Below are 25,741 nucleotides of genomic sequence, written 5' to 3'. Positions count from 1 at the left end.
TTCAGACCGGCATGGGTTTGCCGTCGTTCCAGTTCAAGAAGCCCTTGACGAGGCGATAGAGGAACCAGATGCCGTCAACGGCCAGGATCACGAAGCCCACGCCCAGCAGCAAGGTGGCAAAGCCCAGGATGCCCCATACCAGGCTCCACCAGAAGGTACGGATCTGCCAGGTGAAATGGCTGGCGTAGACGGTGCCCGCAGTGTCCTCGCGCTTGATGTAGTTGATGATGATGGCCACGATGCCGGTGAAGCCGGTGAAGGCACTCAGGGCATAGAGGACATAGACCACCATCGTCAGCTGCTTGAGGCTGGCCAGCTTCTCGGCAGGCGCGCCGACATCCAGCGCCACGGGGCTCGGATCGTTGTTCATGGGGCTTCTTTCGGCAGCTTGTTGCGGGACGCAAATTCTTCCAGGCCAGACAAGCCCTCGCGACGCGCAAGTTCCCGGAGCACGTCCTCGGGCTTCAGCCCGAAGTGGGCCAACGCCACCATGCTGTGAAACCACAGGTCGGCCACCTCGTAGACGACCTTCTGGGCGTCGCCATCCTTGGCGGCCATGACGGTCTCGGTGGCCTCCTCGCCGACCTTCTTCAGGATGGCGTCCAGGCCCTTGTCGAAGAGCTTGGCGACGTAGCTGGTGCCGGGGTCAGCACCCTTGCGGGACTCGATGACCGCGCCGACGCGGCGGAGGATGTCGTCACTCATAGATCTTGCTCGGATCCTTCAGAACGGGTTCGGTGGCACTCCAGACGCCGTTCTCCAGCTTCTGGAAAAAGCAGCTGTGGCGGCCGGTGTGACAGGCAATGCCGGGCTCATGGCCAAGTTGGGTGATGGTCAGCAGCACGACGTCGTTGTCGCAGTCCATGCGGATGGCATGCACCTGCTGGAAGTGCCCGCTCTCCTCGCCCTTGTGCCACAGCTTGCTGCGCGAGCGGCTCCAGTACACGGCCTGGCCGCGCTCGGCCGTCAGGGCCAGGGCCTCGCGGTTCATCCAGGCGAACATCAGCACGTCGCCCGTGCCCTGCTCCTGGGCGATGACGGGCACCAGACCCTTGTCGTCCCATTTGATTTCGTCCAACCAGTTCATGGCCCGCCCGGCCGCCCGAAGGGCAATGGCGCCCCCTCGGGGGGCAGAGAACGAAGTGAGCGTGGGGGCTGCGTTTCCATGGTTTCAGTCTAGGTGAGTCGGACCGACGTGCCGGCGCTCTTCAGCGAACCACTCCAGCACCGGGATCGTCCCAGGCAGCACCGGCCGGACCTGCGCCGGCAGGCCGGACCAGGCCATCTGCTGGCCTTCCAGCATCTGGAAATCGCCCTGCCAGTCGTACACCTTGCAGAAGTTCAGCCGCACGCGGGCGTGCGGGTAGTCCATGACCAGCATCTTCCACGGATGGGCTGCGCCGATCTGCACACCCAGTTCCTCGCGCAGCTCACGCGCCAGCGCCTGCTCGATGCTTTCGCCCGGCTCGACCTTGCCGCCCGGGAATTCCCAGTAGCCGGCGTAGACCTTGCCCTCGGGGCGCGAGGTCAGCAAGAACTGGCCGTCAGGCGCGACGAGAACGCCAACCGCCACTTCGGTGATGGGACGTTCAGTCATTCGGCACGCCCTGCCATGTCGCGCGCGAACTGGTAAGCCACACGGCCCGAGCGCGAGCCGCGCTCCAGCGCCCAGATCAGCGCCGGCTGGCGTGCCCCTTCAATGGCGGCGTCGTCCACGCCAAAGTGGCGCAACCACTGCGCCACGATGGCCAGGTATTCGTTCTGGCTGAAGGGGTAGAAACTGATCCACAGCCCGAAGCGCTCGGACAGCGAAATCTTCTCCTCCACGGCCTCGCCGGGATGGATTTCGCCATGCTCGCCGTGGGTGCCCGCAAGGTTGTCGGCCATCTTCTCGGGCAGCAGGTGGCGGCGGTTGCTGGTGGCGTAGATCAGCACGTTGTCGGTGGCGGCAGCAACGGAGCCGTCGAGCACGCTCTTCAGCGCCTTGTAGCTGGCCTCGCCTTCGTCGAAGCTCAAGTCATCGCAGAAAACCACGAAGCGCTCCGGGCGGGCCGCAACCTGTTCGACCAGGTCCGGCAGGTCCACCAAGTCGGCCTTGTCGACTTCGATGAGGCGCAGGCCCTGGCTCGAAAACTCGTTGAGCACGGCCTTGATCAGCGAACTCTTGCCCGTGCCCTTGGCGCCCGTCAGGAGCACGTTGTTGGCCGGCTTGCCGGCGACGAACTGGGCGGTGTTGCGCAGCAGCCGCTCCTTCTGCGGCTCGACTTCCTGCAGGTCTGACAGGCGGATGCGGCTGACGGCGCGCACCGGCTCAAGCACCAGGGCGCCATGGCGCCGGCGGGCGCGAAAGGCGGTGGAAGCAGCCCAGTCGGGCGGCGTGGCGGCGTGGGGCAGAACGGCTTCGAGCCGGGTCAGCAGGCCCTCGGCGCGGGTGAGGAAGGAATCCAGAGCGGCAGACATCGCCGCAGTTTAGGCGGCCAGGCTCAGGCGATCGCCCTGAGCGAGGCTTCGAGCTGCTCCGTCGGCAGCCGCTTGAAGCCCGAGCGCGCATAGCGCTGCAGCCGGCCGATGATGAAGCTGACCCAGACCGAGGCCTGTGCATTGGCCTGCACGGTCGGCGTCAGTGAACCCTGCGCCTCGGCTGCGGCGCGCAGTACCTGGCGCAGCGAGGATTCGATGCGGTCGAAGAACTGGTTCATGCGGGCCACCAGCCGCTCGTTCTCGTAGACCAGGGCGTCGCCCACCATCACCCGAGCCATGCCGGGATTCTTTTCGCCGAACTGCAGGATGACGCTGGCGATGCGCGCGGCCTTGCCAGGCGGCGGCAGGGGATGCGGCGAGTCGGCGATCTGGTTGACCAGGCCGAAGACGCTGCTCTCGATGAAATCGATCAGCGCCTCGAACATCTGCGCCTTGCTTGCGAAATGGCGGTACAGGGCCGCCTCGCTGACGTCGAGCTTGGCTGCCAGCGCCGCCGTCGTGATGCGGTCGGCGCCCGGCTGCTCCAGCATGCCGGCCAGCACCTGCAGGATCTGCGTGCGGCGCTCGCCGGGCTTGGGGCGCTTCTTGGGGTTGGCAGCGGGGCTGTCGGCGGCGGGCTGGTCGGCGTCCATGCCGGCGATGTTAGGGCCTGTTACAGCCCTAGTCGCGCAGCCAGCCCAGGCGGCGAGCTTCGTAGATCGCTTCCACTTTGGAGCGCACGTGCAGCTTGCGGTAGACCCGCTTGACGTAGGTCATCACCGTGTGCGGCGAGACCTGCATGAACTGCGCGATCTCATCGAAGGTGAAACCCTTGGCCGCCAGGTGCAGCACGCGCGATTCCTGCTCGGACAGGGCGACCACTTCCTCGTCGGCCATCGTCGCGGCCATGGCCTCCGGCGAGGGGCCGGTCGAGTTCTGCGACCCGGGGGCCAGACGCACCAGCAGGCGGCGGGCGATGACGGGGCTGATGGGGCTGCCGCCGGCGCGCAGAGAGCGCAGCTGGCCGGGCAGGTCCAGCGCCAGGCTGTCTTTCAGCAGATAGCCGGTGGCGCCAGCCTCGATGCTGGCGACCACATGCTGCTCATCGCCGAAGACGGAAATGACCATGACCTCGCACTGCGGCCGGGTCTGGGCCGCATGGCGGATCAGCTCGATGCCGCTGCCGCCAGGCAAGTCCAGGTCAACGAGCAGGACGTCGGGCTGCAACTGATCGAACATGCGCCGGCCCTGGGGCAGGTCGGGCGCGATGCCCAGCAGCTCGATGTCGGGCACGCTGCCCAGAGCGTGAGTGAAAGCCTCGCGGAAGCGGGCTTGGTCTTCGACGATCAGGACCGAGAACGGGGACATGGACTCTGTGGACTTTCCAAACGCGCGGAAGCCGCATTGTCAGGTGAGGATACCCCCTCATCCATGAGCGTCTTCCTTCAGAACAGGGGGTAGCGTAACAAGGCTGCCAGGGAACGCACCCGCTGGGTCACGTAGGCCGGGCGGTGCTGCAGGCGCCGGCCATCGGCCGCCTTGCGCAGCCAGCGCTGCATCCAGACGGTGCGCAGCCCCAGGCTGCGGGCCGATTTCTGGTGGATCAGCGTGTCTTCAACGAGGATGCAGCGTTCCGGCTTCAGCTTCAGGCGTGCCAGCACGATACGGAACATGCGCGTATCGGGCTTGGGGCGGGAGTGGCCGAAGATGATCATGTCCTCGACGCAGATCAGGCGCTCGAAGACGCCGGACAGCCCGATGGCCGCCAGCACGCGCTCGGCATAGCTGCGCGGCGCATTGGTCATCAGCAGCTTGCGCCCCGGCAGGCGGCGCAGCGCGGCCAGGTCATGGCCGTGGCCATGCAGATGGGCCTCCAGCCCGGGCAGGCGATGGGTCTCGCTGAGGAAATGCGCCGGCTTCACGCCATGGTGGCGCTGCAGCCCCGTCAGCGTTGCGCCATAGCGCTGCCAGTAGCGGTTGCGCAGAGCGGCGGCCTGCTCTTCCGTCAGGCCGAGGTAGGTGACCATATAGGCCGCCATCGACGCATTCAGCTCGGTGAACGCCCGATGCGAAGCGTTGTGCAGGGTGTCGTCGAGGTCGAACAGCCAGACCGGGTCGCGAGATTTCGTCACCCACCGATCATCGCAAGTCCTCGCCTTCGGCTCAGACGCGGAACGCGCATTCCGTCTCATCGAGACGAAATCATCGCAAGTCCTCCCCTTCGGCTCAGACGCGGCACGAGCATTTCGTCTCATCGAGACGAAATCATCGTGCCGTAGGCCTGATCGGTCAGTATCTCCAGCAGCATGGCGTGCGGCACACGGCCGTCGATGATGTGCACGGCATTGACACCGCTCTTGGCCGCGTCAATGGCGCCGGCGATCTTGGGGATCATGCCGCCACTGATGGTGCCGTCGGCCACCAGCTCGTCGATGCGGCGCGGCGTCAGCTCGGTCAGCAGCTCGCCGTTCTTGTCCAGCACGCCGCGGATGTTGGTCAGCATCAGCAGCTTCTCGGCCTGCAGCACCGTGGCCAGCTTGGCGGCGACGACGTCGGCGTTGATGTTGTAGCTCTCGTTGTGCTCGCCAAAGCCGATGGGGCTGACGACGGGGATGAACTGGTCGTCCTGCAGGGCCTTCACGACGCTGGGGTCGATGGCGACGATGTCGCCGACCTGGCCGACGTCGTGCTCCTTGGCCGGATCGTCCTTGTCCATCATCTTGAGCTTCTTCGCGCGGATCATGCCGCCGTCGCGGCCCGTGAGGCCCACGGCCTTGCCGCCGGCGGCATTGATGAGGCCGACGATGTCCTGCTGCACCTGGCCGGCCAGCACCCACTCGACGACCTCCATGGTTTCCTCGTCGGTGACGCGCATGCCCTGCACGAACTCGCCTTTCTTGCCCAGGCGGCTCAAGGCGCCTTCGATCTGCGGCCCGCCGCCGTGCACGACGATGGGGTTCAGGCCCACGAGCTTGAGCAGCACCACGTCCTCGGCGAAGTCCTGCTGCAGGCCCGGGTCGGTCATCGCATTGCCGCCGTATTTGATGACGATGGTCTTGCCGTGGAACTTGCGGATGTAAGGCAGGGCCTGCGAAAGGATCTCGGCCTTCTCGCGCGGGGCGATGTGGGAGACGTCGGTGGTATGGGGGGTGGTCATGCAGCGGACTCCGGAAAGCAGCAGGCGGATTCTAGGGACGCCGCCATGGCGGTCGCTCCCATGACCCGCCAGCCTGAGGATGCATCCGGCGCATGCCCGCGGGTCACTTGCCGGCGAAAAACACCTGCCGCACGAAGGCCTTCACATCCGCTCGCGATTGCCGGAAGGCCGATTCGTTGCGCCCGACATGCACGCCCCGGATGACGCAGCTGTCGAAGAACTCCCCAAGCCTCGCCGCGTCGATGGTCGCGCCGGTGCGCTCGGCCGTGATCTTCCACGCCTCGATGTCCCAGCGCAGCACGCCGCAGGGCGCTGCCGACGTGGCCCCCTCCAGCAGGAAGGGCTGGTACATGGCGTCCCAGGAATGCGGCGCCCCGGCGTAGTTGATGGTGCGAGCCGGCGTGCCCGCCTCGGCGTAGCGCTCGGCCAACTGCTCGCAGGGCCGCGCCGTGGCGTAGTCGTCTTCAGCGCCGACGAGGTTGAGCAGCGGCGCCTTCGTCACTCGCGGCGACCAGTAGACCTGGTTGCATCCCGCGTACACCGGGATGTGCAGGGCGAAGCTCAGGTCACTCTTCACCACGGCACGGCGCAGCGGTTCGATGGCGGTCTGGAAGGCCACGCTTCCGCCGCGCGAGAAGCCCATGATGCCGATACGGGAAGCATCGATGCGTGGATGACCGGCGAGCAGCATCAGCGCCTGGAAGGCGTCCATCAGGTCGGCCGAGTAGGGAACAAGCGTCTGGTTCTCCGCCGTGCGCTTGACGCCGCGCGCCTCAAAGACGTGGACGACGAAGGTAGCGACGCCGATGTCGTTCAAGGCGTCGACCCATTGCGACATGCTGCTCTCCACGCCGGCGCTGCCATGCATCAGCACCATGGCCGGGACCTTGTCGCCGGCGCCCCTGGGCAGGCTCAGTTCGCCCCAGACGCGCTGCGCCGCCCAGTTCTGGCGGCGCTCGCGGGCGAGGTCGAACATGGTCTTGGGCGTGAAGCTGTCGAAGTCGATGCGCCCCTGCGTATCGGGTTTCAGGTCCTGGGCCGGCGTCGCGAACGGCAACGCCAGCAACAGCATGGCCAGCAGGCTGGCCGCAACGCGTATCAAAGCGGCATTCATCATGGCACCCATTCTGCGGGGGCCTGCTGCGCGCCGCTGACAATGCCGCCATGCAAGCCAGCGCCTATCTCAAGCTCTCGGTCGCAGTCGCCCTCGTGACCATTGCGCTGAAGACCGCCGCGTGGTGGTGGACGGGCTCGGTCAGCCTGGCGGCCGACGCGTTGGAGTCCCTCGTCAACCTGGCCGGCGCCGTGTTCGCCCTGGCCATGGTGACGCTGGCCGCCCAGCCACCGGATGAAGGCCACCCCTATGGTCACCACAAGGCCGAATACTTCTCCAGCGGGTTCGAGGGCATCCTCATCATCGCGGCCGGCCTGGGCATCCTGTGGGGCGCTGCAGACCGCTGGCAACACCCCCAGGCTCTGGAAGCCATCGGCGTCGGCGTCACGCTGGCCGTCGTCAGCTCGGCGTTGAACGGTGCCATGGCCTGGGCCATGCTGCGCAAGGCACGCGAGGTGCGCTCGGTGGCACTGGAGGGCGATGCGCGCCACCTGATCACCGACGTCTGGACCTCGGCCGGTGTCGTGGCCGGGCTGCTGGGTGTCATGGCCACCGGCTGGCAATGGCTGGACCCGTTGCTGGCCATCATCGTGGCGCTGAACATCCTGCGCGAAGGCGTGCATCTGATGCGCGAGTCCACCGGTGGCCTGATGGACCAGGCCCTGGACGCCGAATCCATGACTCAGGTGATGGCGGTGCTGGACGGCTTTATCCATCCGCACGCCATCCGCTTCGACCACATCGCCAGCCGCGTGGCCGGCCAGCGTCGCTTCATCGACCTGCACATGCACATGCCGGCCAGCTGGACTCTGGGCCGCGCCGCGGCGCTGCGCGTGGACGTCGAGCAGGCGCTGATGAGTGCCGTGCCCGGGCTGCGCGCCAGCATCCAGCTGCTGCCCATGGACGTCGAGGCGCACAACATGGATGAGGAGGACCTGGTGTGATCGCGGTATTGCAAAGGGTGCGCGAGGCACGCGTGGAGGTGGGCGGTGCTGTTGTCGGCGCCATCGGCCCGGGCTTGCTGATGCTGGTCTGCGCCGAACCCACCGACAGCGAGGCGACCGCCGAGAAGCTGATCACCAAGGTGCTGAAGCTGCGCGTCTTCAGCGACGACGCCGGCAAGATGAACCGCAGCCTGCAGGACGTGGCCGGCGGCCTGCTCATCGTCAGCCAGTTCACGCTGGCGGCCGACACGAGTGCCGGCAACCGGCCGAGCTTCACGGGCGCTGCTCCGGCGGAGCCGGGACGCCGGCTCTACGAGCACGCGCTGGCGTTTGCACGAAGCCAGCACCCTGTCGTCGCCAATGGCGAGTTCGGTGCCGACATGCAGGTCCACCTCATCAACGACGGCCCCGTCACCATCCCGATACGGATGGTTTAGGGATCCTTGAAGACGAGTTTGCACTGGCGCTTGTAGGCCCACCAGGCCGAGACCGTCGCCGTCATCAACGCCGTGAGCGCCGCCCAGGTCAGCACGGACCGGTAGGACGCCTCCTGTCCGCCATGCTGCAGGGCTTCGATGCCGCCCAGCACGGCGCATGCCAGCACGAACACCTGCAGGAAGCGCAAGAGCCAGAACTTCGCAAGGATCTTCACCACGAGGATCTCCTACCCGATCTCTATCGTCAGCCGCGACAGGCTGCCCGGCACAGGCCGCGCCAGCGCCAGCCCAGCCATGCGGTAGGCGTTCGCGCGCCGCATGGCCGGCAGCTCGGCGCCCGCCTCGTCCCGCACCCGCTCCACACCATATCCGCGCAAGCCGACGCGGTAGGTCAGCTCGAAGCGCAAGTCCGCCAGCACCAGCTGCACGGTGAGCCCGTCCAGCAACGGCGGCATGACAGGATCGACGACGAGGGCGCCCTGCTCCAGCCGCAGGCCGAGCAGCGAGTTGATGACCAGACCCAGCGCGATGCCCGGGCCGCTGGAATAGATGCGCCAGCCGCCGTCCAGCGCCACCTCGCCGGCCAGCGCTCGGCCGTAATGGGCCTGGGCCTCGTAGCGGTCGGGGAAGGCGGCATCGGAGCTGGAGTAGTAGCAATTGGCCTGGCGCCGGCTCGCGCTGGGCACGCGGTCGGTCAGTGCAATCGGGTGGGCCAGCGCGAGCGCCTGCAGGAAGGCTTCGGCGTGACCGAGATGGGCCAGCATCTGGGCATAGCGCAGATGGGCATGCATGTACATGATGCCGATCTCGCGGCCGAAGAAGGTGCTGGTCTCGGCGCGCTGGAACAGCTGCGACGGGCCGCCGCGATAGGGTAGCGGCGCGTCGAACAGGCGGGCACCATCGGGGCCCTTCAGATGCTGCTCGATCAGCGCGGCCTGGATGGCGGCCTGCTCGGGGGTGAAGAGCTCGTCGATGACGGCATGCATCATCGGCAGCAGGCTGTAGCGCAGGCCGGTGCGGGTGTCGCGCGGGTGGATCCACAGCTCACGCTCGCCCTGCTCGGGAAAGAGGGCGTAGCCGGCGACGACATCGTCCTGCACCAGCAGGCGCTGGAACTCGGCGCGCACGCCCATGGCCTCGGCGGTCAGCGCGGCGGCGTCATGGGCTCGGCCGATCTGCGTGAAGGCCGTCGCCAGCGTGTGCAGCATCTGGTGGTGCAGCGTCACGGTCCAGGCGCTGCACAGGCGCTCGCGCAGCGCCGGGTCAGCCGGCTGCAGCGAGTCGTTCCAGTCGCCATGCCAGTAGGCGGCCAGCCCCGTGCCGGGCACGACGCGCTGGCGGATCAGCGCCAGCGCCTGCTCGACATGCGCCGCCAACGTGGCCCGCTCGCCGCCGTGGAAGGCCATCACTTCATCGAGGATGCCCGCATCGCCGGAGGCGATCAGGTACTGCGCCAAGCCCAGCAGCGGCCAGAAGACGATGTCGCCATGCGAGTCGCCGGCACGGATCTTGGCCTCGCGCTCGAAGAACATGAACCACTGCGGCCAATCGCCATCCGGGTTCTGGTTGCTGAACACACGCAGCAGCAGATCCCGCACCGGTGCGGTCTGGCCCAGGGCCAGCAGCATTTCCAGCGGCCCCTGGCAGACATCGCGCGTGCCCCAACCGCCACCCGAATACTGCTCCAGGCCACGCGGCGACAGGTAGTGCACCAGGGCGTTGTGGGCATACCAGGGCAGGATGTCGCTCAACTGCGCCAGGGCCGGGTGCTGCCAATGCGGCAGCGTCAGCGGCTGGGCGGGTGGTGGCACGGTGTCGAGCAGCTCGCCGCGCAGCGTCAGCGAAAACGCCGACGCCGGCGAGAAGTCGAGGCAGACCAGCGGCTCGCCGCGGCTGACACCGTCGTCGAACAGCCGGCCGTCGTCGCCCACGATGGCCAGGCCCGGCGCGTCGATGACGAGGCCGCCACCGGGAAAGCGTTCCGCCAGCTCGCTGCCTTCGGGCGGCGTGATGCGCAGCCGGCTGCCACTGTGCTCCCACACGGGCTTGAATGGCGCGGCGCCATCGTCACCGCCCACGGCCAGATTGAGGCTGGCGCGCAGGCGCAGCGCCCGGCCCTTGAGCATGCGCACGCTCAGCGCCATCGCATCCGGCGTGGCGCCGGCCGACGCGACGACCTCGATGACGCTGGTATCAAAGGCATAGAGCCAGCGGCAACGCTGCGGCTGGATCTCGAAAGCCGACGGCAGGCCGAGCAGCAGCCAGTCGCTCACCTGTGGCTGCACGAACAACCGCAGGCCGGCCGTGCAGAACAGGCCGAGCAGGCTGCGCTGCGTGGACAGCAGGCGGTTGATGCTGACATGGCCCTGGGTCAGCATGGAATGGAAGACACCGCCCATCCAGCAGGTGGAAGTCAGCGCGCCTTCGTCAGGCACGAGATGGTCGCCGCTGCGCAGGATGTGGCCGTGGGGCCGCCGCACCAGCAGTTCCTTGGCGCGCAACACGACGTGGGTCGCCTCGCCGGTGAAGAAACTCAAGCGCTGGTTGCCCTGCCATTCCTCATGGCGACGCTCGCCGGGGATGTAGGCGGCCAGGTCCTCGTCGCTGAAGTCCCGGCTGGCCAGCATCGATGCGCTGGCGAACAGGCTGGGCGCCGGCAAGAGGCCCGGCGCGTCCAGCATGTTGGATGGCTGGGCCTCGGGCAGCGCCAGCAGCGTGGGCAGCCGGGCCAGGTCGGCGTCGCTGCTGGCCCCGGGATGATGGGCTTGCAGCGCCAGGAAAAAGCCCGCCGCCGCGCGCTCACCGGGCGCGAGCGGCAGTGCCTCGTCCTGCAACCCGACCAGGGCGTGCTCGTGCTGCAGGCGCTGACCCGGCAGGCCGCTCAACAGCCCGGGCGGCAAGGCGCCCTCACGCGCGGCATGGCCCCAGACCTGGCTGGCATCGGTCGCAAAACTCTCCGCGCGGCGCAACGAGCCGGCCAGCAGCCAGGGGTGCTTGCCGCCCTGCGCCTGGTTCTGGCGTGCGGCCAGCAGCACGCCGTGGCCGGGGTGCTGCAGCGGCTGCAGGTCGATGTAGTGGCTGACATAGAACTCGTTGGTGCGCGCGGCGCCATAGTCGGCCAGGCCCACGTCCTGCACCAGCACGGGTGCGATCTCGCAGGCGGTGTCGCTAACGTTCGCGGCCTGCAGATGCCAGAACAGCACGAGCTCATCTGCGGCCAGGCGCAGTTGCAGGCGCAGGGCCAGGCCGTCCCACTCACCGCGCATCTCGAAGGCACCTTCGTCGGTGTGCGCGCTCAGCGGCGAGAGCGGCCCCAGCAGCGCTGCGATGCGCCAATTGCCGCCCGCATCGCGCCGGCGCAGCCAGACATTGGCCGGCCCGCCTTCCAGCTCGTTGCCGGGGAAGAGGTTGAGCATCAGCGCCGGCCCGAACATCAGGCGGCGCAGCGCGCCATGGGACAGCAGCTCGGCCTCGAGGCCGACTTTGTTGCCAAGGGAGTGAACGGTCATGTTTGTCGCTGCGCCAACAGCCAGGGCAGCAGTCCAGGATCTTGATAGGCCGGCGTCCAGGAGTCGTGGCCGACACCGGGGTAGATGGTCAGTGATGCAGTGCCACCGGCCGCGCGCAGCGCCTCGACACAGGCGATGTGCGGCGCCAACGGCACGACTTGGTCCTGCTCGCCGTGATAGCCGCGCACCGGCACGCCGCGCATGGCGGACACCTTGGCCGGATCGCCAAAGCCGCAGACAGGTGCGATGGCCGCGAGGTCGCGCGGGAAGGCCGTGGCCCAGTGCCACACGCCGAAGCCGCCGAGGGACAGGCCGGTACCGACGCAGCGCTGCGGATCGATATTGAGCCTGGCCTTGAGGGCGCCGAGCAGCTTGTGCAATCGCTCGGGGTCCCAACGCAGGTTGTCCTCGAGCTGCGGGCTGACAACGATGCACGGATAGTCGGCGCCGACGGCGACCAGCTTGGGCGGGCCGTGGACCTTGACCTTCTCCAGGTCGGTGCCACGCTCGCCCGAGCCGTGCAGAAAGACAACCAGCGGCCAGGCTTCGGTGCGTTGGCTGTATTCGCGCGGCAGCCAGATCCAGAAGCGCTGGCCTTCGAGCTCCCAGGCGCGCTGCTCGCCGGCGGCCAGGCCGGCAGGCGTGGGCGGCAAAGCCGCGCAGGCGCTGAGCAGAGCCGGCGTCGTCAACAGCAACTGGCGGCGGTTCATCGTCATGGTGTGGGCTCCAGCTGGATGGTGGTGGCGTTGGCGGGCAGGGGCAGCTCGCGATCCTGCCAGCTCAGGCCCTGAGTCTCGACGTTAGCGCTCGGCAACCGCTCCGTACCCGGCCAGGCCAGGCGCAATTCACCAGGCAGTCGTTCGGGCCGGCGGTCGATATGCAGCGTCCAGCCGCCATCGGCGCGTTTGAGCAAGCGGTAGTCCAGCCGCCCCCAGGCCGTGGACAGGCCGGCCACGCCGATGTCACCGGCCGCACGCCAGGCTGGCGACAAACCCGCGCCGAGCACGAGGCTGCCAGTGGCTTCGCGCTCGTAGGCCAGCAGGTCCAGGGCCGCGCGCAGGTAGTCGGACGAGATCCAGGCATGCGGCATGTCGCCCAGGAAGCGGGCCTCGCGCGCATCGGGCCGCACCACCTCGGCCCACTGGTTCCAGCCCATCGGGCGCTGGTGCGTGAAGAACCAGGCCAGCAGCCGGTGCGCTTCATCCACCCGACCCAGGCGCACCAGGGCGCTGACATTGCGCAGCTCGTAGGGCGTGTAGTCGGCCCAGGCCTTGCGGCCCGTGATGCGGGCCTCGGCTTCCGACACATAGCGGTCAAAGGTGCCGCGCAGCAGTTCGGGCGGCAGCTTGTCCGCCTGGGCCGGGTTGAGGGCCATGGTGGTCGACGTCGCATCGAAGTCGCCGCGATCGGCGGCGCCGGCGATGTGGTTCAGCTGGTAGTGCCGGGCGGTCGCAGTGATGGAGGCGCCCAGTTCGGCCTCGAACTCGTCACGCGACACCGCCCAGCGCACGGCCTGCGCGGTGTCACCCAGGGCCTGGGCAATCTGCACCGCGTCCTTGTAGCCGCGCAAGGCCCAGAAGTCGTCCCAATAGGAATAGGCCGGCTTGTCGCTGTAGCCCTCGTGGCTGATGGACGGCGGCATGAGTCCTTTGAAGCGCGCGTCGGCACCCGGCTTGCGTTCACTCTGGCGCAGGGCCTCCATCCACGCCACGACGCGCTGCACCTTGGGCCAGTGGTGCTCCAGCAGCGCGCGATCCTGGGTGTGACGCCAGAGCTCGGCGACGGCAAACAGGTATTGGCCGTGGCTGTCGTTCTCGACGACGGGGTCGGCGCCGCGCTGGTCGACGCAGCAGGGCACCTTGCCCGACTCGAAGATATAGCCGCCATACCAGTCGACGAACTCGCGCGCGGCCTGGGCCTCACCCATGCGCACGAGGCCGGCCACCATCATGGCGCCATCGCGCACCCACGAGCGGGCATAGGAGCGCGTGCCGGGGCGCAGCGCGGGGCCGTCGCGGGACACGAGGATCTGCGCCAGCGCGCTGCGCATGGTGTCGGCGATGGGCTGGGCTTGGGGCGGCAGGTTCAGTTCCAGCACGCCGAGGCGGTCGCGCCATTGCGCCGCCGCGACGGCCAGGCGGGTGTCGAGGGCGCCCGCATCACCGCCCGTCACCCAGCCCAGGCTGCGTGCCTCGCCCGATGCGAGTTCGATGTCGAAGCGCATCAGCGCGGAGGGCAGTTGCTCGGCGTCCGCCAGTTGCGTGAGGGGCGGCGCCTGCAGCAGCGTGGCGAAGCCAGGGCCGGCGCTCCACGATGCGGCGCGCACTTCGGCTGGCGTCTCGCGTGGCTGGAGGGCCAGGCCGGCAGCAGTCAACTTGCCATCGGCCCAGGCCACGGTGGGCAAAGGACTGATGCCTCCTTGTGTCGACAGGAATTGCTGCGGCGGGTTGACCTGCCAGGGGCGCAACGTCAGCAGCAGCGAGTAGCGCTGCGGTTTGCTGGTGGGGTTGCGTAGCGTGTAGCGGGCCAGCAGCTGCGGCGCCTTGGCCGGACCGTCGGCACCGGCTTCGACGCGCAACTCGACGTCTGCATGCTGCCACCGAACGACCGGCAAGGCGTGCTCGATGAGGCTGTGCCCCGTGCGCACCTGAGCCCAAGTGACGAGACGACCATCAGCCAGGCGCACGGTCGGCTCGATGCTGGGGCCGCCGCGGGTCAGCTCGATGGCGCCGTCCTCGCTGACCAGGCCGGAGCGCTGGGCACCGCCATCCACGCCGACGACGGTCCAGTAATTCTGTTCGCCGAGGAAGGCCCGCGGCAGCTCGCCGCGCGGCAGGGACTTGGCCAGCTCAGCGACGGCGGCGTTGCGGTCCGGCCATTGCGCGGCGTCACGCAACTCGACCTCAGGCGGCTTTTTTCCTTCGTAACGCAGGCGAATCCAGCGCCATTCCTGCTCGCCGAGGAAGACGGCGCGGCCGGGTTGGGTGGACAGCGTCTTCCAGCGCCGGTTGTCGTCGGAGACCTCGACGCGCATGGCCGCGCCACTGTCGAACCACAGGCCGTTGAACTCCCGCAAGGACTGGAAGTCCAGCGTCATCTCGCTGGCGCCCAGCCTGCGACGCGGCGCAGGCCAGGCCTTGGGCGCGGGCTCGCGCGGCTCCAGGCCCAGGGCGCCGACGCACAGGGCGCCTGCCCCGCCGCCTTGCTGGCCGGCGACGACGACAAATTCGATGAACTGGCTGCGCTTGAGCACGCGGTCCTCGGTCGGCCCCCAGGCGAAGGCGACGTGGCGGCGCTTGAAGCGCGTCTCGGTCAACGTTTCTGGCAATGCGAGCGCGGGGCGATTGATCCACCAGACGTTGTCGCCGCTGGCGTCGACGAACTTGATCTGCACGTCGTTGCCGATGGTCTTGCCCTTGAGCTGGGTGGTCAGCGCGAAGTCGGCCGGCCAGTCCAGCGGCAGTTCGCGGCGCAGCACGGCATAGCCGGAGACGCCGGCAAAGTCGTAGTCGAGGCAGAGGGAGTCGTCGCGAGAGTCTTGTCGAAGGGTAGCCTTGACCTGGTCGGAGGCGGTGGCTTTCCAGCGGGTGGCGTCCTTCATGTCATCGAGGATGGCGGCGTGAGACGCAAGGCACGCGAGCAGGGTGCAAGTCAGCAAGACGTAGAGAAACCTTCTCATGGCTTGGCGGCTGCAGGTTGAGAGGTAAGGCCCATGCCGGGAGTTCGCCCCGGCGGGCGACCTACTTTCTTGTGCGAACAAGAAAGTAGGCAAAGAAGTCGCCCCCGAACCGCCCGCCCCTTTGCTTCGCAGCGGGGTGCCCTGCGGTACTCAGCCCTTGAGGCCCCGCGCAAAACTCCCTTCGCTACGCTGCGGTCAAACAGTTGCGCGGAGTCAGTTCTTGAGGCGCGCTGCGCGCGCGGCCTCAAGGTCTTGCGTTCCTCGGCGGGCTCAAAGGGGGGGAGAAAACCACCTCGGTGCGAACGGCTTTCGGGTTTGGCTGTTGGCTGTTCGGCTGCTTCGAGAACTCCCCTTCTAAACCGCCGAGAAGCGCAGGAGCCCGGGGCGCGAGCGCAGCGAGCCTCAAGCTCTGACTTCGCGCCCCTTTGTTTGAACGCAGCGTAGCGAAGTGAGTTGGGCGCGGCCCCGGGTTCAGAGCATCGCAGGGAACCCCGCAGGGGCGGTTTCGCAGGGGCGACTTTTTGCCTTCTTTTTGGTCGCTCAAAAAGAAGGTCGCCCGCCGGGGCGAACTCCCGGCTGGGCATAGGCACAAAGCCACTGCAACGGGCCGTCATTTCACACTCCCCATCAACAGCCCCTGCATGTAATACCTCTGCAGCGCCACAAACAACCCCAGCACCGGCAGCACGGTGATCACCGCCCCCGCCATCATCAGCTCGCTGTCGTTCACATGCTCCCGCGACAACGCAGCCAATGCGACTGGCAGCGTGTGCATCTCGCCATCCGTCAACACGATCAACGGCCACATGAAGTCGTTCCAACTTCCTAAAAAGGCAAACACCGCCAGCGTCACCAACACCGGCTTCAACGTCGGCAGCACGATGTTCCAGAAGATGCGCCCCTCCCCTGCCCCATCCAACCGAGCCGCCTCCAGCAATTCATCCGGCACCCCTCGCGCGTACTGCCGCACAAGGAAGATGCCAAAGATCCCCGCCATGCTGGGAATCAGCACGCCCATCCATGTGTTCACCAGGCCCATGCCCTTGAGCATCAGGAACAGCGGCAGCATCGCCACCTGCCCCGGGATGACAAGCGCCGCGATCAGCAGCCCGAACACCCGCTCGCGGTGGCGAAAGCGCAGCTTGGCGAACGAGTAGCCCGCCAGCGTATTGAAGCTCACCGACATCAACGTGCTCACCACGGCCAGCCCCAGGCTGTTGACGAAGGCTCGCTTCAAGCCACCGTCGCCGAGCAACTGGCGGTAGTGCACCAGCGTCGGGTCGTGCGGGACCAGCGGCGGCGGCAGGCTGGAGGCGCTGCCGGCCGGCATCAGCGACACACACACCATCCACACCAGCGGGAAGGCCGCCAGTGCCGCAAAGGCCCACAGCAGGCCATTGACCAGAAGGGTCCTGGGCTTCATGCGCCCTCCCCCGTCAGCCGCCGCTGCACGGCGATCAGGCCCTTGCTGACCACCACGATGACGACGAAGAGCACGAAGGCCACCGCCGAGGCCAGGCCCAGGTTCCACCACTTGAAGCCTTCTTCGTACATCAGGTAGAGCACGCTGACCGTGCTCTGCAGCGGGCCGCCCTGGGTCATCACATAGGGCTCGGCAAAAAGCTGGAAGTACCCGGCCGTCGTCAGGATGGTGACCATCAGCAGGGTCGGCGCGATGCTGGCCAGCGTGATGTAGCGGAACTGCGCCCAGCTGCGCGCGCCGTCCAGCCGCGCGGCCTCGTACAGGTCATGCGGCACGGCCTGCAGCGCCGCGATGAAGATGATCATGTTGCCGCCGAAGTTCTTCCAGGCGGCGAACAGGATGATGGTGGGCATGGACCAGTGCGGGTCGCCCAGCCAGTCGACGGGGTCCAGGCCCAGGGACTGCAGCGTGTAGTTCACCAGACCGTATTTGACGTGGAAGAGATAGCGCCAGATGACGGCGACGGCCACCAGCGTGGTCACCACGGGGGCGAACAAGGCGGTGCGCAGCAGCGGCTTGAAACGCACCAGCTTCGACTGCAGCAGCACGGCCGCGGCCAGCGACACGCCGATCGACAGCGGCACGCCGAGCACGACGAAGTAGAGGGTATTGCCCAGCGCCTTCCAGAACAGCGGCAGGCTCAACACGTGCACATAGTTGTCCCAGCCTTGCCAGCGCAGGTTGCGCAGGTCGGCCAGCGCATAGATGTCGAAATCGGTGAGGCTCAACGCAAGGCCGGCGAAGACGGGCACGCCAAAGAACAGCGCGATGACGATCAGCGCCGGGGCGGCGAAGGCCCAGGCGGCGAGGGATTCGCGACCACTGTGCTTCATGCGGCGGTCTTTCGGTCCAGCATCCAGCGGCGCTTTTCCAGGATGCCGTCGACGAGGGCATCCAGCGAACGCACCGTCGTGTCGAGGTCGGTCACGCCGTGCACCGCGCGCGTGGCCGCGAGCTGCATCTCCTTCTCGATGCGCTCCCATTCCGGCACGGCCGGCGCCGCGCGCACGCGCTCGAGCTGGCGGCGGAAGGCGGCGGCGTGGCGGTCCTCGGCCAGCGTGGCGCCGTTCAAAGGCAGGGCCCAGGCACCGCGCCGCGCCGGCAGGTCACCCGTCAGGCGGTAGAACTCGAGCTGCACGTCGGGCCGGCTCAGGTAGCTGATCAGCGCCCAGACTTCGGGCTTGTGGCGCGAGCGCTTGAACATGGCGAGGCTGGCACCACCGGCGATGGAGACGCCGGGGCCGTCCGGGCCAGGCAGCTCGGCGGTGATCCAGGCATTGGCCAGTTCGGCCGGCAGGCGGCGCTTGAACTCGCCGATGTCCCAGGGCCCCGACATGTAGAAGGCGAAGTTGCCGCGGCCGAACTCCTGCCAGAGGTTGCCGATCTGCACCTCGCTGACGCCGGGCGCCTCGCCGCGCTGGAAGCGCTCCAGGTAGAAGGACAAAGCCTTGCGAAAGCCCGGGCCTGAGAAGTTGCCGTAGCGGCCGCCGTCGCGCAGCACCTCGCCCGGCTGCTGCAGGGCCAAGGCAAGCAGCGGCGCGGATTCGTTGGTCGGCAGCAGGATGGGTTTGTCCATGCCCTGCTCGCGCAGCCGCGCCAGCGCGGCGCGCCAGTCATCCCAACTCACAGGCATGGCCTTGATGCCGGCCTTGGCCAGCAGATCCTGGCGCACAAACATCAGCCGCGTGTCGACATACCAGGGCAGGCCCACGCGCTGGCCACCGGCCAGGTTGGTGGCCCAGACGCCTTCGAAATAGTCCGTCGCCTGCAGTGCCGGCGTGCGCGCCAGCCAAGGCTCCAGCGGCTCCAGCGCGCCCAGGGCCTGCATCTCGGGCAGCCAGGTGTTGCCGACCTGGGCCAGATCGGGCGTGGCGTCGCCAGCGAATGCCGTCAGCAGCTTCTCGTGCGCGGCCGTCCAGGGGAGTTGCTCGACCTTGACGCGCACGCCGGGGTGTTCGCGCTCGAAGCCGGGCATCAGCTCAGCCACGACCTCGCTCTCGCGGCCCATGGCCCAGAAGCGCAGTGTCGTCGTGCCGTCGTGACGCGCGCAGCCAGTCAGGGCCGCGGCGGCGGAAGCGCTGAGCAGGTCACGGCGGCGCATGTCAGCCGAGCCAGCCTCCGGTGAAGCCAGCCCGCTTCAAGCCCTTGATGAGGTACGCATTCCTGCGCATCGCCTGCCACACCAGCTCGCCGCGATGGTTGCCCATCATCGCGAGCAGCGGGCCCTGGTCGATGCCCAGCATGTCGGTGTCCACCCATCCCTTGCCGGGCTCGATGCGGCCATGCGTGAGGCGCACATCGGGGAAGTTGAAGCTGGGGTTGAAGGCATCCCAGAAGCCGTAGCGGCCCCAGGTGTGCGGGTAGCGCTCCTTGATGGCCATCAGCGCCGGGATGACGATCTCGGGCGCGAAGGCGATGGAGCCGCCAGCCGCATAGGGCGCCAGCGTGCCGTCGTCATGCAGGCCCATGCCGCGGCCGGCATAGCTGATGAAGCGGCGCTTCACTGTCTTGCCGGCGGTGGTGGTGTACTGCAGCGAGATGTCGGCCGGGCCGTCGCTGGCGCTGACGCCCCAGACCTCGCCGCCGTAGCCCTGCCAGCCGAGCGGGTTGTCCTTGGCGTAGGCCTGCTGCACATAGGTCGCGCGGCGCGAGTTCTCGAAATAGTCCAAGCCCTTGTCACGCATGTAGGCGTCGCGGATGCCGCGGAAGTCCACCCAGCAGTGCGTGAACTGGTGGCCGAACAGCGGCGGGAAGCGCAACAAGGTCTGGCCATAGCTCTCGCCCCAGCTCTGCTGGTCGTAGGTGCTGGTCCAGGCGTCCCAGGCCTCGGGCTTGACCGGATGGGTCGGCGAACCGAGTGCCAGCAGATAGACCAGCATCGCCTCGTTGTAGCCCTTCCAGTCGCTGCGGATGAAACCCTTCTCCGGCGACCAGCCGTGGCTGATGGACGGCGGGCGCACCTGGGCCCAGGTCCAGTCGACGCGGCCATAGAGCTCGTCCGCCAGTGCGCGGATGGCGGCCTCGTCGGCATGCTCGCCGTCAAAGAAGCTCTGGGCATGCAGGGCGCCCATCAGCAGCAGAGCCGTATCGACGGTGGAGAGCTCGCAGCGGTCGAAGCGCAGGCCCTCCTTCATGTCGAGGAAGTGATAGAAAAAGCCCTTGTGGCCCGCCACGCCGGTCTTGCCCGGGCCCTGCGGCAGGTCGGCGAAGAAGCGCAGCGTCGTCAGCGTGCGCTGGGCAGCCTGCGCTCGCGTGATGTAGCCACGCGCCACGCCGACGGGATAGGCGCTCAGCGCAAAACCGACGGCCGCGATGCTGGCGAATGACGGTGTGGGCCAGCGGTCGGGTGCGAGGCCGGTGCGGGCGTCGGTCGTCTCCCAGAAGAAGTCGAAGGTGCGCCGCTCGAGGTCGGCGAGAAAGGTGTCGGCGGCTTGCGCCGGCGCCTCGGCCCAGCTGGGCAGGTTGGCGGCCAGGGCGAGGCCGGCGCCGTGGGCCAGGACGGCGCGTCGGGTCAGCAAACTCATGATGGGGGTGATTGTGGGAGCCGGCCGCGCGTTCGGCGCGGCCGGCTTCCGGTCTTCAGGATCAGAACGAGTAGCTCACGCCCAGCTTGAACTGCCGCATCGAGCCGCGCACGCCGGTGCGGGTGTCGAAGTGGTCGTTGTCGCCACCGAGGGCGTTCTTCGGCGGCGTGGACGGGCCGCCGACCCAGTCGTCGTAGTAGCCCCAGTTGGCGGTGTTGAACAGGTTGAGCACATCGGCACGGATCTGCAGGTCGCCGCCATAGACCTTGAAGCTCTTGGAAAGCGCCAGGTCGAGTTGCTTGTAGGTGTCGGAGCCGCGCGCCACGGCGCTGCAGCCGGTGGGGCCGCTGAACCCGGTATGGCAATCGACCACCCGACGCGGCTGGCCGTCACCCACGGTCAACTTGCCAGAAAGCTGCATGCCCCAGGGCAGGCTGTCGATCAGGCCGCCAACGACCAGGCGGTTCTTCTCTGCATCCTTGGTCGGGTGGAACCCGTGATTGGCCTTGCCGTAGGTCCAGTCGAAGATGTCATCCGACCATTCGTTGTTGGTGGTCTTCGCGTCGGTGTGGGTGTAGGCCACCGTCATGCTCCAGCCGCTGGCCTGGGTGTAGGGCTTCTCCAATGACAGGAAGATGCTGGTCGCCTTGTTCTCGCCGGAAAAGTCACCCAGCACGATGGTGCCGTAGTTGCGCGGGGCGCCGCCCCACAGCGGGTCCACGTTGTTGGAGTTGCCGAAGCCGCCGTTGGGATCACGGTTGCCGTTGGACCAGAAGAACTGGTTCTTCGCGTGGATGTTCGACACCGCGACGTCCAGATTCCATTCACCCACGGCCTGGCGCACGCCCAGGCTCATCTGGTCGGCAAAGGGCATCTTGAACTTGTTGCGGATCAGCCAGATCTCGCCGTTGGGCGCCGCGTTCTTCTGCAGCTCGTCCAGCGCGTTGTTGGCCATGCGGCGGTCGTAGCTACGGCCCCAGCCGCCGTAGACCACCGTGGCCTTGTTGCTGAACACGTCGTAGGACGCGCCCAGGCGCGGTGCCAGGGCCTTCTTGAACGGCTTGCGCGAATCACCGGTGGAGATGTAGTCGGCGATGTTGATGCCGCCTTTGGCCAAGGTCTGGGCGTAGGTCTGCCCCGGCGGCGCGGTGATGCCATCGACGGTCCGGCCATCCAGCGCGTTCAGCGCGGCGATGCGGTCGGCTGGCGTCACATAGCTGTTGTTCAGCATGTTGTCTTCATAGTCCCAGCGCGCACCGAGGTTCAATTCCAGCTGCTTGCTGACCTTCCAGTCGTCCTGCAGATAGATGCCGTACTGGTTGTTCTTGAAGTTCGCCGACGCGGTGGGAATGGGCAGGCGGATGTTGCACTGGTCGCTGGACAGCCCGCTGCTGCTGACGTTGGTGCCGGTGCAACTGAGACCGTTGAAGTAGGGCTGGCCGGTCGTCGTGTTCAGCACGGTGTCGATCGCCGCCACACGGAAGGCGGTGCCGCTGAGGTCGTACTTCATGGCCTTGAACTGGACGCCGCCCTTGACCACATGGCCGGCCAGGCCCGTGTAGCTGAGGTCATCCTTCAGGTAGACGCCGCTCTGGCGCCGGTCCTGCGCGTTGGGCGAGCCGCCGGTGAAGAAGACGTCCTGGACGTTGTTGATCGCGTTGGTGGGCGAGTACTTGTAGCGCACCAGCGGGTCGGTGGAGTCCGACTGCGGGTTCCACTTCGAGCTTTCCCACCCCACGCGCGCTTCATTCAGCCAGCTGTCCCCGGCGTACTCGTGGGCCAGGTCGACGCGGTACTCGTTGTTGTTGTTGTTGATGGCCGTGCTCGGCGCGAAGCGGTCACCGTCGACCGAGTAGCTGGTTTCCTTGCGCAGCGTGGTGGACAGGTCCAGCCGCTGGCGGTCATCGATCTCGGCCGACAGCTTGCCGAACAGCAGATGCTCCTTGAACTGGCCCTTGAACGAGCCCTGCTGCGCAGCGATGGCGGGGACGATGCCGGGGCTGTTCGGGTATTTGTCCAGGTTCATCGCAGTCAACTGGCGCGGCTTGTCGATGGACTTGCCGTCGTAGGCGACGAAGTAGTGCAGCGTGTCGGGCTTGATGGCGCCACCGATGCTGAAGCCGCCTTCGATCTGCTTGTACGAGGGAGGATCAATGTGATTTGCCTTGTCCCTCTCCTGGATGGGGCTCAGCGACGTCCAGTTGCTCCCGGTGCGGTTGACGTAGACGCTGCCATGGGTCTCGTTGCCGCCGGACTTGGTGACGGCGGAAATGGCGACGCTGGAGACCTGGTCGAACTCGGCCTTGTAGTTCTGCGTCAGCACGCGGTACTCGGCGATGGCCGTCTGCGGGAATGGGTTGCCCTGGCTGGTGTCCTGGCCGTTCAGGCCGCCGCGCAGGATGTTGTTCTTGTGGCCGACGCCGTCGATGAAAACGTTTACAGCGTCAATGTTTTGCGAGCCACCGCGCAGACGCGTATTGCCGCTGGCGTCGGTGTCGAAGCGCACGCCGGGAGCGAAGTCCGCTGCCGACAGGAAGTTGCGCGTGGCCTGCGGGATGGCCTCGATCATCTTGTTGGACACCGTGGTGCCGACCTGGGAATCGATGACGCCCTGGCGCTGCGCGCTGCCCTGGATCACGACGGTGCCGAGCTTGGCGTCCGTGCTGCCGAGGTCCAGCGTCGCGTTCTGGCCGACGGACAGCGTAACCACACTGCCGGTGGCAGCACCGGCCACCCGGACCTCGTAGTTGCCGGGGTTCAGGCCGACGAGTACATAGCTGCCGTCGGGCAGGGTCTTGGTCCGGTAGGTATTGCCGTTGGCCTTGTTGACGGCGACGACATCAGTGCCTGCCGGCGCCGTGGCGCCAGCCGCTGTGATGGTGCCGCGCACGGTGGCGCTGGCGCTCTGCGCCTGCGCGGGCAGGGCCGCCATCAGCAGCCCGCCGATCAGGCCGGCGGCGCAGAGATGGCGGGTGAGAAGTCTGGGTTTGGTGCGGGGGGTCGGGGTGCTCATGATGTCCTTGTCTCCTGTGTTGTGCTGTGGTTTGGACGGGATCAGGTCTTGGCGCTGCCGCACGAACGCCGCACAACGAGTTGCACCGGCATCACGGTGGCGCCGGCGTCGGTGGCGTTGCGCTCCAGGGTGTCGGCCAGCGCATCGAGTGCCTGGCCGCCCAGCGCGGCAATGGGCACGTGCATGGTCGTCAGCGCCGGGCTGACGTAGCGGGCGATGGGGATGTCGTCGAAGCCGGCAAGCGCGATGTCTTCGGGCAGGCGCACACCGCCGGCCTGCAGCGCACCCAGCAGGCCGATGGCCATGATGTCGTTGGCGGCGAAGACGGCATCGGGCCGCTGGCCCGCCGGCAGGGCCAGCAGCTCGGCCGCGGCGCGCTGGCCGCCTGCTTCGGAGAAGTCGCCCTCCAGCAGCCATGCCTCGGCCCCCACGGCCAAGCCGGCACGGTAGCCGCGCTCGCGTTCGCGCGCCTCGAAGTTGGCCTGCGGGCCGCCGAGAAAAGCGATGCGTCGCCGGCCGCTGCGCACCAGGTGCTCGGTCATCGCGCGCGCACCGCCGAAGTTGTCGACGGCGAAGACCCGCTGGCTCGCGCCGCGCACGCCGGAGTTCAGCAGCACGGCCGGCAGGGCAGGCGGCAGGTTCTGCGACAGGAAATCGTCGTCGGCGTGCGGCGACATGACGATGAGGCCGTCAACGCGGCCGTTCATCGCGCGCAGCGCGGCCGCGGCCTCGTTGGCATCGTCGTGGGAGCTCGACAGCAGCAGATGCAGGCCGCGCGCCCGGGCGGCCTGGTCGATGCCGCGGATCAGCTCAGAGAAGAACTCGCCATGCAGATCGGGCAGCAGGGCGCCGATGGTGTCGGTGCGTCGCGTGATGAGGCTGCGCGCCGCCCCCGACGGCGAATAGCGCAATTCGCGGGCGACCTCGACGATGCGCTGGCGCGTGTGCGGCAGCACGTTCTCGGCGCCGTTGAGCGCGCGCGAAACGGTGGCGACCGACACACCGGCAACGCGGGCGACGTCCTTGATCGTGGCGGGGGTGACCGTCATCTTGTTGTCAGAGGTTGGCGCCGTGGGAAGCGATGACTTCAGCATAGAAGCGCGCGCTGGCCTTGGGGGTGCGCTGCTGTGTCTGAAAGTCCACATGCACGAGGCCGAAGCGCTTGGCAAAGCCGAGCGCCCATTCGAGGTTGTCGAACAGCGACCAGGCGCAGTAGCCGCGCACGTCGGCGCCCCTTTGAATAGCGTCCCGCACGGCGGCGATGTGGGTGCGCAGATAGTGCACGCGCAGCGGATCGTCAACGCGGCCGTCAATGGCCACCGGCGGGTCGTAGAACGCGGCGCCGTTCTCGGTCACATACAGCGGCAGGCCGCCGTAGCGCTCGTGCATCCACACGAGGGTGTCGGCCAAGCTCTGTGGGTGCAGCTCCCAGCCGGTCTCGGTGTAGATGCCGCCGGGCTGGCGCTGCGGCACCGCCGGCACCGGCCAGGCCTTGGGATCAAAGCGCACGACGGCGCGGGTGTAGTAGTTCAGGCCGAGGAAGTCGACGGGGACTTTGAGTGCCTCGACCTCGGCGGCCGGCCAGTCGGGCCAGGCTTCACCAAAGACCTCGCGCAACTCGGCCGGGTAGCTGCCAAGCAGGGCCGGGTCGAGGTATTGCCGGTTCATGTAGGCGTCGGCGAGCCCGGCGGCGTGGCGGTCATACTCGCTGGCGTCGGCCGGCAGATGCTTGGGCTCGATGTTGACGACCAGGCCGATCCTGTTCTTTCCGGTCGCGCGGTAGGCCTGCACGCCCTTGGCGTGTGACTGCATCAGCCGGTGGGCGACGATGGCCGCCTCGAAGGCGCTCTTGTGACCGGGCGCCAGCGCGCCATGCATGAAGCCGCCGTCGGCGACAACCCAGGGTTCGTTCAGCGTGACCCACATCGGCACGCGGTCGTCCAGCGCCTTGAAGCAGACCTGCGCGTAATCGGCAAACCAGTCGGGCATGTCGGGGTTGAGCCAGCCGCCACGGTCGTCCAGCGCCGCGGGCAGGTCCCAGTGGTGCAGCGTCACCATCGGCTGGATGCCAGCGGCCAGCAGTTCGTCGACAAGGCGCTCGTAGAAACCCAGTCCGGCCGCGTTCACGGCGCCACGGCCTTCGGGCAGCACGCGATTCCAGGCAATGCTGAAGCGATAGGCCGTGAGGCCGAGCTCGCGCATCAGCGCGACGTCGTCCTTCATGCGGCGGTAGTGGTCGCAGGCAATGTCGCCGGTATCGCCGCCGAGCACGCGGCCCGGCGTGCGCACGAAGCGATGCCAGTTGCTGACGCCGGCCCCATCGGCCAGCGGCGAGCCTTCGATCTGATAGGCGGAAGTCGCACAGCCCCAAAGGAAGCCAGGCGGGAACGGTTGTCTCATCCGTGTGCCAACTCCGCTTGC

The 25,741-nt window shown here is 67.7% G+C and carries 23 protein-coding genes; 2 read left to right on the top strand and 21 right to left on the bottom strand.

The genetic code is table 11. The features are described 5' to 3' along the window. Position 1: 1 nt before the first annotated feature. The 10 genes from ACXJLH_RS10700 to ACXJLH_RS10655 form a co-directional block, all read right to left on the bottom strand. Positions 2-370 carry a DUF4870 family protein gene (locus ACXJLH_RS10700; RefSeq protein ID WP_457390325.1) on the bottom strand — a complete coding sequence of 123 codons (369 nt, stop codon included), beginning with the start codon at positions 368-370 and terminating at the stop codon, positions 2-4. Beyond that, the gene (locus tag ACXJLH_RS10695) at positions 367-705 is read right to left on the bottom strand and encodes a phosphoribosyl-ATP diphosphatase (RefSeq protein WP_457326340.1); all 339 of its coding nucleotides are present in this window, start codon (positions 703-705) and stop codon (positions 367-369) included. The genes ACXJLH_RS10700 and ACXJLH_RS10695 overlap by 4 nt, the downstream gene beginning before the upstream one ends. After that, complete coding sequence (gene hisI / locus ACXJLH_RS10690) at positions 698-1,087, bottom strand: phosphoribosyl-AMP cyclohydrolase (RefSeq protein WP_056192885.1); 390 nt, start codon at positions 1,085-1,087, stop codon at positions 698-700. The genes ACXJLH_RS10695 and hisI overlap by 8 nt, the downstream gene beginning before the upstream one ends. A gap of 84 nt (positions 1,088-1,171) precedes the next feature. Beyond that, entirely contained in the window at positions 1,172-1,597 is a 426-nt protein-coding gene (locus ACXJLH_RS10685) for an NUDIX domain-containing protein (RefSeq protein WP_056192887.1), read from the bottom strand. Beyond that, positions 1,594-2,460 (bottom strand): ATP-binding protein, encoded by an 867-nt coding sequence (locus tag ACXJLH_RS10680; protein WP_457443960.1) that lies wholly within the window; start codon positions 2,458-2,460, stop codon positions 1,594-1,596. The genes ACXJLH_RS10685 and ACXJLH_RS10680 overlap by 4 nt, the downstream gene beginning before the upstream one ends. 23 nt (positions 2,461-2,483) lie before the next feature. Further along, the gene (gene slmA, locus ACXJLH_RS10675) at positions 2,484-3,113 is read right to left on the bottom strand and encodes a nucleoid occlusion factor SlmA (protein WP_457443959.1); all 630 of its coding nucleotides are present in this window, start codon (positions 3,111-3,113) and stop codon (positions 2,484-2,486) included. Positions 3,114-3,141: 28 nt separating this feature from the next. Beyond that, complete coding sequence (locus ACXJLH_RS10670) at positions 3,142-3,828, bottom strand: response regulator (protein WP_056192896.1); 687 nt, start codon at positions 3,826-3,828, stop codon at positions 3,142-3,144. A 77-nt stretch (positions 3,829-3,905) separates the two neighbouring features. Continuing rightward, the gene (locus ACXJLH_RS10665) at positions 3,906-4,592 is read right to left on the bottom strand and encodes a pyrimidine 5'-nucleotidase (protein ID WP_056192898.1); all 687 of its coding nucleotides are present in this window, start codon (positions 4,590-4,592) and stop codon (positions 3,906-3,908) included. Between the two features lie 119 nt (positions 4,593-4,711). Further along, positions 4,712-5,617: an acetylglutamate kinase gene (gene argB / locus ACXJLH_RS10660; RefSeq protein WP_457390321.1), complete on the bottom strand. Its 906-nt coding sequence runs from the start codon at positions 5,615-5,617 to the stop codon at positions 4,712-4,714. 103 nt (positions 5,618-5,720) lie between these two features. Beyond that, positions 5,721-6,731 (bottom strand): dienelactone hydrolase family protein, encoded by a 1,011-nt coding sequence (locus ACXJLH_RS10655; RefSeq protein WP_056193136.1) that lies wholly within the window; start codon positions 6,729-6,731, stop codon positions 5,721-5,723. A 50-nt stretch (positions 6,732-6,781) separates the two neighbouring features. Between ACXJLH_RS10655 and ACXJLH_RS10650 the strand changes: the two genes are divergently transcribed. Continuing rightward, the gene (locus tag ACXJLH_RS10650) at positions 6,782-7,675 is read left to right on the top strand and encodes a cation diffusion facilitator family transporter (RefSeq protein ID WP_056192904.1); all 894 of its coding nucleotides are present in this window, start codon (positions 6,782-6,784) and stop codon (positions 7,673-7,675) included. Beyond that, the gene (gene dtd / locus ACXJLH_RS10645) at positions 7,672-8,112 is read left to right on the top strand and encodes a D-aminoacyl-tRNA deacylase (RefSeq protein ID WP_056192908.1); all 441 of its coding nucleotides are present in this window, start codon (positions 7,672-7,674) and stop codon (positions 8,110-8,112) included. Before ACXJLH_RS10650 ends, dtd begins: the two co-directional genes overlap by 4 nt. On the opposite strand, the gene ACXJLH_RS10640 is transcribed toward dtd, so the two are convergent. The 11 genes from ACXJLH_RS10640 to ACXJLH_RS10590 all read right to left on the bottom strand — a co-directional run bounded on the left by ACXJLH_RS10640 (position 8,109) and on the right by ACXJLH_RS10590 (position 25,720). After that, complete coding sequence (locus ACXJLH_RS10640) at positions 8,109-8,330, bottom strand: hypothetical protein (RefSeq protein WP_056192911.1); 222 nt, start codon at positions 8,328-8,330, stop codon at positions 8,109-8,111. The two genes, dtd and ACXJLH_RS10640, sit on opposite strands and share 4 nt — an antisense overlap. 9 nt (positions 8,331-8,339) lie before the next feature. Then, complete coding sequence (locus ACXJLH_RS10635) at positions 8,340-11,621, bottom strand: GH36-type glycosyl hydrolase domain-containing protein (RefSeq protein WP_457443957.1); 3,282 nt, start codon at positions 11,619-11,621, stop codon at positions 8,340-8,342. Further along, positions 11,618-12,337 (bottom strand): carboxylesterase family protein, encoded by a 720-nt coding sequence (locus ACXJLH_RS10630; protein WP_457322720.1) that lies wholly within the window; start codon positions 12,335-12,337, stop codon positions 11,618-11,620. Before ACXJLH_RS10630 ends, ACXJLH_RS10635 begins: the two co-directional genes overlap by 4 nt. Beyond that, positions 12,334-15,300 carry a hypothetical protein gene (locus ACXJLH_RS10625; protein ID WP_457443955.1) on the bottom strand — a complete coding sequence of 989 codons (2,967 nt, stop codon included), beginning with the start codon at positions 15,298-15,300 and terminating at the stop codon, positions 12,334-12,336. The genes ACXJLH_RS10630 and ACXJLH_RS10625 overlap by 4 nt, the downstream gene beginning before the upstream one ends. 610 nt (positions 15,301-15,910) lie before the next feature. Next, positions 15,911-16,630 (bottom strand): carbohydrate ABC transporter permease, encoded by a 720-nt coding sequence (locus tag ACXJLH_RS10620; RefSeq protein ID WP_235531826.1) that lies wholly within the window; start codon positions 16,628-16,630, stop codon positions 15,911-15,913. Positions 16,631-16,719: 89 nt separating this feature from the next. Next, on the bottom strand, positions 16,720-17,616 hold the full coding sequence (locus ACXJLH_RS10615) for a carbohydrate ABC transporter permease (protein ID WP_457443954.1): 897 nt from the start codon (positions 17,614-17,616) through the stop codon (positions 16,720-16,722). Beyond that, positions 17,613-18,884 (bottom strand): sugar ABC transporter substrate-binding protein, encoded by a 1,272-nt coding sequence (locus tag ACXJLH_RS10610; RefSeq protein WP_457443952.1) that lies wholly within the window; start codon positions 18,882-18,884, stop codon positions 17,613-17,615. Before ACXJLH_RS10610 ends, ACXJLH_RS10615 begins: the two co-directional genes overlap by 4 nt. 1 nt (position 18,885) lies before the next feature. Continuing rightward, positions 18,886-20,307 carry a glucoamylase family protein gene (locus tag ACXJLH_RS10605; RefSeq protein WP_457443950.1) on the bottom strand — a complete coding sequence of 474 codons (1,422 nt, stop codon included), beginning with the start codon at positions 20,305-20,307 and terminating at the stop codon, positions 18,886-18,888. Between the two features lie 61 nt (positions 20,308-20,368). Continuing rightward, on the bottom strand, positions 20,369-23,320 hold the full coding sequence (locus ACXJLH_RS10600) for a TonB-dependent receptor (protein WP_457443948.1): 2,952 nt from the start codon (positions 23,318-23,320) through the stop codon (positions 20,369-20,371). 41 nt (positions 23,321-23,361) lie between these two features. Then, on the bottom strand, positions 23,362-24,369 hold the full coding sequence (locus tag ACXJLH_RS10595; protein WP_457443946.1) for a LacI family DNA-binding transcriptional regulator: 1,008 nt from the start codon (positions 24,367-24,369) through the stop codon (positions 23,362-23,364). A 7-nt stretch (positions 24,370-24,376) separates the two neighbouring features. Continuing rightward, on the bottom strand, positions 24,377-25,720 hold the full coding sequence (locus ACXJLH_RS10590; protein WP_457443944.1) for a GH1 family beta-glucosidase: 1,344 nt from the start codon (positions 25,718-25,720) through the stop codon (positions 24,377-24,379). Positions 25,721-25,741 lie beyond the last annotated feature (21 nt).

The organism is Roseateles sp. P5_E4 (genome assembly GCF_054049255.1).
Note: the sequence above shows the minus strand (reverse complement) of the source record. Positions and strands in the feature narration are given on the sequence as shown.

Excerpts from the sequence above, each read along its gene's own strand:
- ACXJLH_RS10680 (WP_457443960.1), bottom strand. The coding sequence starts at position 2,460 with ATGTCTGCCGCTCTGGATTCCTTCCTCACCCGCGCCGAGGGCCTGCTG.
- ACXJLH_RS10615 (WP_457443954.1), bottom strand. The coding sequence starts at position 17,616 with ATGAAGCACAGTGGTCGCGAATCCCTCGCCGCCTGGGCCTTCGCCGCC.
- ACXJLH_RS10650 (WP_056192904.1), top strand. The coding sequence starts at position 6,782 with ATGCAAGCCAGCGCCTATCTCAAGCTCTCGGTCGCAGTCGCCCTCGTG.
- ACXJLH_RS10685 (WP_056192887.1), bottom strand. The coding sequence starts at position 1,597 with ATGACTGAACGTCCCATCACCGAAGTGGCGGTTGGCGTTCTCGTCGCG.
- ACXJLH_RS10635 (WP_457443957.1), bottom strand. The coding sequence starts at position 11,621 with ATGACCGTTCACTCCCTTGGCAACAAAGTCGGCCTCGAGGCCGAGCTG.
- argB (WP_457390321.1), bottom strand. The coding sequence starts at position 5,617 with ATGACCACCCCCCATACCACCGACGTCTCCCACATCGCCCCGCGCGAG.
- ACXJLH_RS10595 (WP_457443946.1), bottom strand. The coding sequence starts at position 24,369 with ATGACGGTCACCCCCGCCACGATCAAGGACGTCGCCCGCGTTGCCGGT.
- ACXJLH_RS10590 (WP_457443944.1), bottom strand. The coding sequence starts at position 25,720 with ATGAGACAACCGTTCCCGCCTGGCTTCCTTTGGGGCTGTGCGACTTCC.
- ACXJLH_RS10600 (WP_457443948.1), bottom strand. The coding sequence starts at position 23,320 with ATGAGCACCCCGACCCCCCGCACCAAACCCAGACTTCTCACCCGCCAT.
- ACXJLH_RS10625 (WP_457443955.1), bottom strand. The coding sequence starts at position 15,300 with ATGAGAAGGTTTCTCTACGTCTTGCTGACTTGCACCCTGCTCGCGTGC.
- ACXJLH_RS10670 (WP_056192896.1), bottom strand. The coding sequence starts at position 3,828 with ATGTCCCCGTTCTCGGTCCTGATCGTCGAAGACCAAGCCCGCTTCCGC.
- ACXJLH_RS10605 (WP_457443950.1), bottom strand. The coding sequence starts at position 20,307 with ATGAGTTTGCTGACCCGACGCGCCGTCCTGGCCCACGGCGCCGGCCTC.
- ACXJLH_RS10620 (WP_235531826.1), bottom strand. The coding sequence starts at position 16,630 with ATGCCGGCCGGCAGCGCCTCCAGCCTGCCGCCGCCGCTGGTCCCGCAC.
- ACXJLH_RS10630 (WP_457322720.1), bottom strand. The coding sequence starts at position 12,337 with ATGACGATGAACCGCCGCCAGTTGCTGTTGACGACGCCGGCTCTGCTC.
- ACXJLH_RS10655 (WP_056193136.1), bottom strand. The coding sequence starts at position 6,731 with ATGAATGCCGCTTTGATACGCGTTGCGGCCAGCCTGCTGGCCATGCTG.
- hisI (WP_056192885.1), bottom strand. The coding sequence starts at position 1,087 with ATGAACTGGTTGGACGAAATCAAATGGGACGACAAGGGTCTGGTGCCC.
- ACXJLH_RS10695 (WP_457326340.1), bottom strand. The coding sequence starts at position 705 with ATGAGTGACGACATCCTCCGCCGCGTCGGCGCGGTCATCGAGTCCCGC.
- ACXJLH_RS10700 (WP_457390325.1), bottom strand. The coding sequence starts at position 370 with ATGAACAACGATCCGAGCCCCGTGGCGCTGGATGTCGGCGCGCCTGCC.
- slmA (WP_457443959.1), bottom strand. The coding sequence starts at position 3,113 with ATGGACGCCGACCAGCCCGCCGCCGACAGCCCCGCTGCCAACCCCAAG.
- ACXJLH_RS10610 (WP_457443952.1), bottom strand. The coding sequence starts at position 18,884 with ATGCGCCGCCGTGACCTGCTCAGCGCTTCCGCCGCCGCGGCCCTGACT.